Raw genomic sequence first — 7,190 nt, 5'->3', positions numbered from 1 at the left:
ATTGTGCTTTGTATTATATACGAGTTCCTGCGAGCGTCAACATGGCAGGTAAAAAATTATAATCAGTCCAAATGCAGATTTCTCTGACGCAAGACGCCCGCATCTGTAATCCAATGGCACGGGGGCAAAAACAAATTGAACTACGGGCAAATAGTCTCGCGCCGCCACAATTTGCTCAAAAAGCTACCCAAATAGTCAAGGATGGGTAGCTTTGTCCATAAATTAAGTTACAGTTCCTAACCCATTATCTGAGCCTAAACACCGACATATTTGCAATCGAAACTTACGTCGGTAAAACGATCGTAAACTCACTACCTTTACCCAACTTCGATCGCACCGAGATACTCCCACCCATCCCTTCTACCAACGTTTTGACGATCGCCAAACCCAATCCATGTCCGTCACTAGCTACTTGAATCCCAGCCTGTGGCAAGCGAGTCCGCGCTTCATCTACCCGATAAAAACGTTCAAAAATCCGACTTTGATCCTGAAGCGGAATCCCCACCCCCCGATCGCGTACCCGAATCATTGCCTGTCCGTCAAAACGATCGATACTCAAGATAATCGGTTGCTCTGCTGCTGAATACTTCACCGCATTATCGATTAAATTGATTAATACCTGTTGAAGCCTGTCTCGATCGGCAATTGCTTCGATACTGGCTGTCGCCTCGACACGGATCGTTCGATCGCTATATTTCTCCGTCATATGGGCGATTTCTGCTACCACATCATTGAGTGACAAACGTTCGAGATGGTAGTGTGCATATCCACTATCGGCTCGCGCTAAGTTCAACAAATCCTGAAGCAGTTGCACCGTGCGCTCGGCTTCTGATGCCGCTGTAGAGAGGGCTTCTTGCTGGTAATCGTTTAAATTGGTACTGCGGCGGAGGACGCTTTGCAAATAACCCACTACCACCGTTAACGGTGTGCGTAACTCATGGGAGACATTGCCGACGAACTGACGCTGATTTTCCCAAGCATCCGCCAGCCGTGCCAGCATCATATTAAAAGTTTGAGCCAATTCCTTGACTTCACTCGGAGCCTGAGTGAGTTGCAACTGGGCTTTGTTCAAATCTGCTGCCGAAATCGCCCCAGCAATCTGGCTTATTTCTTGCAACGGTTGAAGCGATTGGCGAATGCGCAAGGCGATCGCAAAGATGGTGGCGATGGTTGCCAAACAGCAGACGGCAGCTAGCCCCTGGATGGCGGCAATGAGTTGGTTTTGTTCTGATGTGACATCCTGTGCCATATAGACCTTGCCCAGGGGATTGTTCCGCGCTGTGACTGCCCCCCGATACAAAATTAGATAGCGATCGCCCACTGGGTACACCTGGGGTTTGAGCGGCATATCGGCGATCGACATCACTTCATCGCTCACTTGACTCGATTGCGCCAGAAGCTGCTTACCATCGGTACTTTTGACCCAAATTGCCAATCCGGGCACCGAGACATTATCGATCGTTTTTTGCAGCCCCGTGGCAACTGGCAACATCTCGCTATAGAGTTCGACATCGCGGGGAAACCGAGTAGCAATATACTCCACTTGCTGAGTATGTGTGGTAATCAAAAGCTGCTGCATTTTCCAGCTCGTCCACACCGCGACGCTGCTCAAGCCCAGAATTGACAGCAGCGAGATTTCTACGGTGAGCCGAAATTGCAACGATGCCGGATCGAAATGTTGCTGCTTGATTTTCTGGAGCTTCGCTCTAAATCTATCGATCGGTTGCATTGGAAAACCTTGTGGTGCAGTATTTTCAACCGAAATTGAGTGTCACTATTCTTATTTTATCATTATTGCGCTGACATCCTAGCCATAAATGATTTTGATCTAAACATTAGCTGAGAAATTCAAGAAATTATCCTACCAATTACTTATCATTTTCTCATGAGAAACTCTGTTTACCAGAAAAATGGGTTTAAAGCCCCGTCCTTTGAGGACGGCTTTACAAAGTGTCTTGACGGATTGTAAAAGGAATGTATAATGCAGCAAGGAGGTGATGCAACTGTTTAATCTGGCGTATGAGTTTAAGCTAAAACCAACAACGTCACAAGTTCCCATCTTTGAGGATTGGTTGGAGCAATGTCGCCGTGTCTACAACTATGCTTTGAGAGAGCGTAAAGACTGGTACAAATCTCGCAGTTGTCGGATTGACGCTTGTTCCCTTCACTCGGAATACATTATTCCAGCGGATACACCCAGACCGACCTATTCAAGCCAATGTAAAGCGCTAACTGCGTATCGAAAAAGCAGCCACCAACTAAAGCAAGTTCAATCGCAGGTGCTGCAACAAACTTTACGTCTCTTAGAAAAAGCGTTTGTCAGTATGTGGGAACAAGGACACGGATTTCCCCGCTATAAAAAAGTCGGGGCTATGCGTTCCTTCGTGTTCCCGCAGATGGGTGTTGGGGCGATTGAAAACTCAACGGTAAAATTGCCTGTTATAGGCAGTGTTAAATTTCGTCAATCTCGCCCCATTCCAAGCGGTGCAACAGTCAAACAAGCTAGAATCGTCAGACGAGCTTCTGGCTGGTTTGTAATGCTAACCTTGCAATGGGATGTCAGTGTACCGCAGGCAATGCCCCACGGTTCATTCCTTGGAATTGATGTCGGAATTCTTCACTTTCTAGCAACTTCTAGCGGGAAAACCTACCCAAATCCACGACCTTTTCAGACGCTCCAACGCAAGCTTAAATTGCTGCAACAGCGAGTATCAAGAAAAGTAAAAGGGTCAAAAAACCGAAAAAAAGCGCAAGTAAAAGTGAGTAATCTGCATGAAAAAATTGCGAGTATCCGCAAGGATTATTATTGGAAGTTAGCTCATGAGTTGTGCGACAGTGCAGGTTCAATGTTTGTTGAGAATTTAAACTTGGTAGGATTGGCTCGCGGTATTCTCGGCAAACATTGTTTAGATGCGGGATGGGGGCAGTTCTTCCAGATTCTTGAACAATGCTGCTTGAAGCGCGGGGTATTTTTTCTCAAGGTAGATGCTAGAAAAACCAGCCAGATTTGCCCGAATTGCCTCACAGAAACCGACAAGAAAGAACTGTCCGAGCGAGTTCATTCATGCGGACATTGCGGATATCAAACAGATAGAGATGTCGCAGCAGCACAAGTAGTCTTAATTAGAGGACTTGCAGCCGTAGGACATACGGTCAAGATGCTTTCCGAGGGTAAAGCGGTTGCGCTCCCGGTGACGAAAGAATCCCCGTCCTTATAGGACGGGGAGTGTCAATGGGTGTATTTTTGAGTCAGGTAGGCATTAAACGGCAAGCCAATTGTCGGCAACGAGTCGGTGCTGTCGATCTCGAACAATCGATCGAATCCAAAATGGGATTCAAAGGAATTTAGCAAGCACCATGATTGACTTTCCTGGCTACCAAGCGATTGAGAAATTCTACGAAAGCTCTAGATCGGTGCTGTACCGAGCGCGACGCTGTACGGATCTCGTGCCTGTCATCCTCAAAATATCGAATCGAGAATCTCAGTCACCCCAAGAGATCGATCGATTCCAGTTGGAATACGATATTTTGCGAAGCTTAAATATTCAAGGTGTAGTTACAGCTTACGCTCTAGAAACTTATCCAGAAAATTCTGTCATCGTCCTCGAAGATTTCGGTGGAAAATCTCTTCCAATATGGCTGGTCGATCGAACATTTAACCTAGTAGGATTTCTGAATTTAGCAATTAGGCTAACATCAATCTTAGGAGAAATTCATCAGCACAACATCATCCACAAGGATATTAATCCATCTAATATCGTCTTCAATCCCACCACGGGACAGGTGAAGATCGTTGATTTTGGACTCGCTACCATACTATCGCCAGAAAATCCCCTAGTTCGCGATCCCAATTTGCTCGAAGGCACTCTTGCGTATATTTCCCCAGAGCAGACAGGGCGAATGAATCGATCGATCGATTATCGAACTGACTTCTATTCATTAGGTGTGACATTTTATGAATTATTAAGCTATCGACTGCCATTTGAAACGACGGATGCGTTAGAACTCGTCCACTGTCATCTTGCCAGAGAGCCACTCCCACTCCATCAAATCGATCCAGCAATTCCCCTGCCACTGTCCGATTTAGTGATGAAGTTGATGGCAAAAAATGCCGCAGATCGCTATCAAACTACCGATGCTATTTTGGTGGATTTGCAAGCGTGTGTGGATCGAATCGATCGAACTAGCAGTACAGCAGAAAAAGTTACCGAACTAGACAAAATTTCAACTATTACTAAGAATCACCTTGCTTCTACCAGTAACACTACCGGATCGGCAGCACTCGATCTAGCAGCACTAATGAAAGCATCTCAAGCACTTGCTGGGGAAATTGTGCTAGATAAATTGTTAGCAAAATTGATGACAATCGCGATCGAAAACTCTGGCGCACAGCGCGGCTGTTTGCTCTTGCAAAGTAATGGCGAACTAGAAATTGCCGCAATTGTCGAACCCCAAAACGTATCGATTTTACCAGCGATTCTCCTCGATAGTGAAGCTGGTAAAAATTTAGTTTCGCTGGCGATCGTCAATTATGTTGCAAGCACTCAGGAAAGCATCGTTCTCAATCGAGCCGTAACAGACTCTAGATTCGATCGAGATGCCTATATTCGCGCTCGTCAGCCGAAATCAATCCTTTGTACCCCACTGATTTACCAGGGTAAACGTGCGGGTATTTTATATCTAGAAAATAATTTAACGACAGATATTTTTACCCCCCAACGATTAGAAGTTATCCAGTTTCTGTCTACTCAAGCAGCAATTTCTCTCGATAATGCCCAACTCTATAACCAACTAGAATTGCGCGTACAGCAACGCACGATCGAATTGACACAAACGAACGACAGACTTCAATCCGAAATCTTAGAACGCCAAAAATCCGAGCAAATCCTCAGATCGATCGTTGAAGGTACCGTTTCCGCAACTGGTGTAGACTTCTTTCGATCGCTTGTCCGTTCCCTCGCCCAAGCTCTCGATGTCCGCTATGCCTTTATCAGCGAGTGTATGGATGCGCCACCTACTCGCGTGCGGAGTTTTGCCTTTTGGCAGGGAAATGAATTTGGCAACGAGTTCGAGTACGCTCTGCACGGTACGCCCTGCGAGCGGATTATTGGTAGTAATAGCTATCAGTGTTTCCCCGCCCAGATCCAGAGCTTATTTCCTGAAGAAAAGGATGAATTGGAGGCAATGGAAGCACAGAGTTATGCTGGCATTCCATTATTGACTTCGATGGGCGATCTGTTGGGACATTTGGCGGTACTAGATGACAAGGAGATGGAATCTAACGAGCGCACGCAGGCAATTCTAGAGATTTTTGCAGCACGGGCGGCAGCGGAGATGGAACGTCTGCAAGTAGAAGATGCCCTGCGAGTTTCGGAAACCAAGTTCTCGACAGCGTTTCGCTCCTCTCCAGATGCGATCGCCATTAGCACCCTCAACGATGGTTGCTACATCGAAATCAATGATAGTTGCTTGCGGATGCTGGGATATCACCGCGAGGAAATGCTCGGACGCAGTACCCTGGAACTGGGGGTGTGGGCAAATCCAGCCGATCGAATCGCGATCGCCCAACAGTTGCAGCAACAAGGTACCGTCAGCAATCTAGAGATCTCGTTTCGCCGTAAATCGGGGGAGATTTTCCCGACGTTGTTTTCTGCCGAGGCGATCTACTTGGAGGACGAACCATGCTTATTAGCGGTAGCGGCTGATATTACTCTACTTAAACAAGCCGAAAAAGCGTTAGCTAGACTAGCCGAAATTGGCGAACTAGCCGCCACGATCGTCCATGAGGTACGAAATCCTCTCACTACGATTTTGATGGGCTTAAATGCCTTTAAAAAACTCCAACTCTCCGAGCGATTTCAAGAGTATCTAGCTCTCTCATTAGACGAAGCCGATCGACTGCAACGCTTATTGAGCCAGATTTTACTCTATTCCAAACCCCAGACACTCGATCGATCTCGACTGGAACTAAATAGCTTCATCTTAGAAACGTTAAGTACCTTACAAACTATCCCTGCGGCTTTGGGAAAACAGCTTGAATTTATCCCGATCGAACCGATTTATGTGTTGGTCGATCGAGATAAATTCAAGCAAGTAATCATTAATTTGATCGTTAATGCCTGCGAAGCAATAGATATCGGCGATGTTATTACCACTAAGCTCGATCGAACCGAACATCACCGCGTTTGTCTGCAAATTCATAATGGTACGCCAATTCCTGCCGATATTTTGCCACGATTGACACAGCCTTTTTTTACAACCAAAGCCAGTGGCACGGGATTGGGTTTGGCGATCGTCAAACGGATTGTGGAAGCTCACGATGGGGAGTTTAGGATTGAGTCGGGGGAGGAAATTGGATCGATCGTCACAGTGAAATTGCCAACTATGTTGTCTTAGAAATACCTCGAATACTATAGAACCCATTTGAGATCTTTGCTGGCGATCGGAGATCGTCAGCTAGAGACGTTTACACGGTTACAGTGACACTCCAGCCAAAGAAGATCGATCTTAATTTTATCTAACGGTTCGGTTCAGCGGCAACCAACTAACTTGAACGATAGACAAAAAAGTTTCGCTCGCCGCTGCAACCGAATTGTTATACAGATTTACCAGCATTTAATTCAAGTACAACCATCGCTATAACTTCCTAGCAGTTATACTGTAAGTCATTGGTATTTTAAATTTTTCCTGGGCGATGAGGTTTGGAAAAGCATTCCAATATTCATCTGAGTGTTCGCCAAGATACTCTATCATCAAACCCGCCTTCACGGTAGTACCCTGAAGGAAAGGATCAGAGTAAGTTATAATTAGAAATAAGTGTTTGCCATTGCATGATCTGACATTAAAAATTCATTGTTGCCCTAATTGTGGTTCAGAAGAAGTTAGTCGAAACGGTCAAACTCGGCATCATAAACTTTCATTATAAATGCCGAGAATGTGGTCGTCAATTTGTTTTAAATCCAGCAGGTCAGCCTATTACAGAAGAACAAAAATAGTTAATGTCACGGATGCTACTTGAACGTATTTCTCAGGCAGGAATTGCTCGGGTACTTCAAGTGTCAGAAGATACAGTGCAGCGATACGTTAATAGCCAAGCGGCTGCTGTTAAGAAGCAAGTGGAAGTGACTCCCAAAGAAAAAAAGCGCTTGAATGTTCAGATGGATGAGTTATGGTCATTCGTTGATAGTAAA

Annotated in this window: 3 protein-coding genes and 1 pseudogene; 3 read left to right on the top strand and 1 reads right to left on the bottom strand. The window is 45.6% G+C overall.

Translation table 11 applies throughout. From position 1 onward, the window contains the following. Nucleotides 1–283 precede the first annotated feature (283 nt). The gene (locus JGK36_RS32810) at nucleotides 284–1,729 is read right to left on the bottom strand and encodes an ATP-binding protein (RefSeq protein ID WP_293199302.1); all 1,446 of its coding nucleotides are present in this window, start codon (nucleotides 1,727–1,729) and stop codon (nucleotides 284–286) included. A 268-nt stretch (nucleotides 1,730–1,997) separates the two neighbouring features. Between JGK36_RS32810 and JGK36_RS32805 the strand changes: the two genes are divergently transcribed. The 3 genes and pseudogenes from JGK36_RS32805 to JGK36_RS32795 all read left to right on the top strand — a co-directional run. After that, on the top strand, nucleotides 1,998–3,218 hold the full coding sequence (locus tag JGK36_RS32805; RefSeq protein WP_363319282.1) for a transposase: 1,221 nt from the start codon (nucleotides 1,998–2,000) through the stop codon (nucleotides 3,216–3,218). Nucleotides 3,219–3,357: 139 nt separating this feature from the next. Continuing rightward, nucleotides 3,358–6,396, top strand: coding sequence for a GAF domain-containing protein (locus JGK36_RS32800; RefSeq protein ID WP_293187053.1), 3,039 nt, complete (start codon nucleotides 3,358–3,360; stop codon nucleotides 6,394–6,396). Nucleotides 6,397–6,998: 602 nt separating this feature from the next. After that, nucleotides 6,999–7,190 (top strand): annotated as a pseudogene (locus JGK36_RS32795) (IS1 family transposase); the annotation flags it as partial.

Source organism: Microcoleus sp. PH2017_35_SFW_U_B (assembly GCF_020737865.1).
Taxonomy (GTDB): Bacteria; Cyanobacteriota; Cyanobacteriia; order Cyanobacteriales; family Microcoleaceae; genus Microcoleus.
Note: the sequence above shows the minus strand (reverse complement) of the source record. Positions and strands in the feature narration are given on the sequence as shown.

Coding starts and splice junctions, on each gene's coding strand:
- JGK36_RS32805 (WP_363319282.1), top strand. CDS start 1,998: ATGCAACTGTTTAATCTGGCGTATGAGTTTAAGCTAAAACCAACAACG.
- JGK36_RS32800 (WP_293187053.1), top strand. CDS start 3,358: ATGATTGACTTTCCTGGCTACCAAGCGATTGAGAAATTCTACGAAAGC.
- JGK36_RS32810 (WP_293199302.1), bottom strand. CDS start 1,729: ATGCAACCGATCGATAGATTTAGAGCGAAGCTCCAGAAAATCAAGCAG.